The sequence below is a fragment of the Burkholderia sp. genome, assembly GCF_018375725.1.
Classification (GTDB): Bacteria; Pseudomonadota; Gammaproteobacteria; order Burkholderiales; family Burkholderiaceae; genus Burkholderia.
In genome coordinates, this window is the sequence record NZ_JAHACR010000428.1 from 1 (window position 1) to 2671 (window position 2671).

3 protein-coding genes are annotated in these 2671 nt (G+C 67.4%); all 3 read left to right on the forward strand.

Annotation, left to right across the window (positions count from 1 at the left end; genetic code table 11):
* Positions 1–734: aldehyde dehydrogenase family protein (locus KH616_RS23895; RefSeq protein ID WP_292253564.1), on the forward strand; the 734-nt coding region annotated here is incomplete at its 5' end.
* Positions 735–746: 12 nt separating this feature from the next.
* Positions 747–2444, forward strand: coding sequence for a choline dehydrogenase (betA, locus tag KH616_RS23900; RefSeq protein ID WP_292253567.1), 1698 nt, complete (start codon positions 747–749; stop codon positions 2442–2444).
* Positions 2445–2451: 7 nt separating this feature from the next.
* On the forward strand, positions 2452–2671 hold a 220-nt coding region (locus KH616_RS23905; RefSeq protein WP_292253570.1), incomplete at its 3' end, for a hypothetical protein.

Consider the following 2671-nt stretch of genomic DNA (forward strand, 5'->3'; position numbering starts at 1 on the left):
AGGAAGTGACGATGGAGCTGGGCGGCAAGTCGCCGCTGATCGTGTTCGACGATGCCGATCTCGACCGCGCCGCCGATATTGCCGTCACCGCCAACTTCTTCAGCTCGGGCCAGGTCTGCACGAACGGCACGCGCGTGTTCGTGCAGCGCGCGGTCAAGGACGCGTTCACCGCGCGTGTGCTGGCGCGCGTGGCGCGGATCCGCGTCGGCAAGCCGACCGATCCCGACACCAACTTCGGCCCGCTCGTCTCCGCGGCCCAGCTCGACAAGGTGCTCGGCTACATCGCCAGCGGCAACGCGCAAGGCGCGAAACTGCTCGCAGGCGGCATGCGCCTGACCGACGGACACTTCGCGAACGGCCAGTACGTCGCGCCGACCGTGTTCGGCGACTGCCGTGACGACATGACGATCGTTCGCGAGGAAATCTTCGGGCCCGTGATGAGCATCCTCGAATTCGAAACCGAGGACGAAGCGATCGCGCGCGCGAACGATACGCACTATGGCCTGGCGGCCGGCGTCGTCACCGAGAACCTGTCGCGTGCGCACCGTGCGATCCATCGCCTCGAAGCCGGCATCTGCTGGATCAACACGTGGGGCGAATCGCCGGCGGAAATGCCGGTCGGCGGCTACAAGCAATCCGGCGTCGGGCGGGAGAACGGTATCTCGACGCTCGAACACTACACGCGCATCAAATCGGTGCAGGTCGAGCTTGGCCGCTACCAGCCGGTATTTTGAGGAGAGGCCGTCATGACGATTCGCGAATTCGACTACATCATCTGCGGCGCAGGCTCCGCGGGCAACGTCCTCGCGACACGCCTGACGGAGGATCCGGACGTCACCGTGCTGCTGCTCGAAGCGGGCGGCCCGGACTACCGTTTCGACTTCCGCACGCAGATGCCGGCGGCGCTCGCCTATCCGCTGCAGGGCCGCCGCTATAACTGGGCCTACGAAACCGACCCCGAGCCGCACATGAACAACCGCCGGATGGAATGCGGGCGCGGCAAGGGGCTCGGCGGCTCGTCGCTGATCAACGGCATGTGCTACATCCGCGGCAACGCGCTCGACTACGACAACTGGGCGACGCATCGGGGCCTCGAGGACTGGACGTATCTCGACTGTCTGCCGTACTTCAGGAAGGCGGAGACCCGCGATATCGGCCCGAACGACTATCACGGCGGCGACGGCCCGGTCTCGGTCACGACCAGCAAGCCGGGCGTGAACCCGCTGTTCGAGGCGATGGTCGACGCCGGCGTGCAGGCCGGCTACGCGCGCACCGACGACCTGAACGGTTACCGGCAGGAAGGCTTCGGCCCGATGGACCGCACCGTCACGCCGCGCGGCCGCCGCGCGAGCACCGCGCGCGGCTATCTCGACCAGGCGCGCGCGCGGCCCAACCTCGAGATCGTCACGCATGCGCTCGCCGACCGTGTGCTGTTCGACGGCAAGCGCGCGTCGGGCGTCACGTTCCTGCGCGGCGACGAGCGGATGACCGCCCATGCGCGCCGCGAGGTGCTCGTGTGCAGCGGCGCGATCGCGTCGCCGCAGCTGCTGCAACGCTCGGGTGTCGGCCCCGGCGCATGGCTGAAGGAACTGGACATTCCGGTCGTGCTCGACCTGCCGGGCGTCGGCCAGAACCTCCAGGATCATCTGGAGATGTACATCCAGTACGAATGCAAGGAACCGGTGTCGCTGTATCCGGCGCTCAAGTGGTGGAACCAGCCGAAGATCGGTCTCGAATGGATGCTCGGCGGCACCGGCCTCGGCGCAAGCAATCACTTCGAGGCGGGCGGCTTCATCCGCACGCGCGACGACGACCTTTGGCCGAACGTGCAGTATCACTTCCTGCCGGTCGCGATCAATTACAACGGCTCGAACGCGATCGAGATGCACGGCTTCCAGGCGCACGTCGGCTCGATGCGCTCGCCGAGCCGCGGCCGCGTGAAGCTGCGATCGCGCGATCCGCACGCACACCCGAGCATCCTGTTCAACTACATGGCCGAAGCGCTCGACTGGCGCGAATTCCGCGACGCGATCCGCGCGACGCGCGAGATCATGCGCCAGCCCGCGCTCGACCGCTTCCGCGGCCGCGAACTGAATCCGGGCGCGGACCTGAAGAGCGACAAGGATCTCGATACGTTCGTGCGCGCACGCGCGGAGACCGCGTTCCATCCGTCGTGCTCGTGCAAGATGGGAACCGACGACATGGCGGTGGTCGACCATGAAGGCCGCGTGCATGGCGTGGACGGGCTGCGCGTCGTCGACGCGTCGATCATGCCGATCATCACGACCGGCAACCTGAATGCACCGACGATCATGATCGCCGAGAAGATCGCCGACCGGATCCGCAATCGCCCGCCGCTCGCACGCGCGAACGTGCCGTACTACGTGGCGAACGGCGCGCCGGCACGCGGCGGCGACATGGCAAGAAATCCCGCGATCGCATGACGCGGGCGTGGCGGGCGACCTGACCGCCCGCCTGTCCGGCCCGCAACCGACGATCGCAACGGTTGCGGGCCGGGACGTGCGCACAAGCCGTCCAGGCCGCCGAAAACAGCGCACACTATTCGCCATCCGCGAACAAACCGGCAGTCACCGCGCCCGTCTCGCCGCTACCACGCCGAATCGGACGCGCGCGACGCATCGGCCCGACGCGACCGTGCGTTTCCATCTTC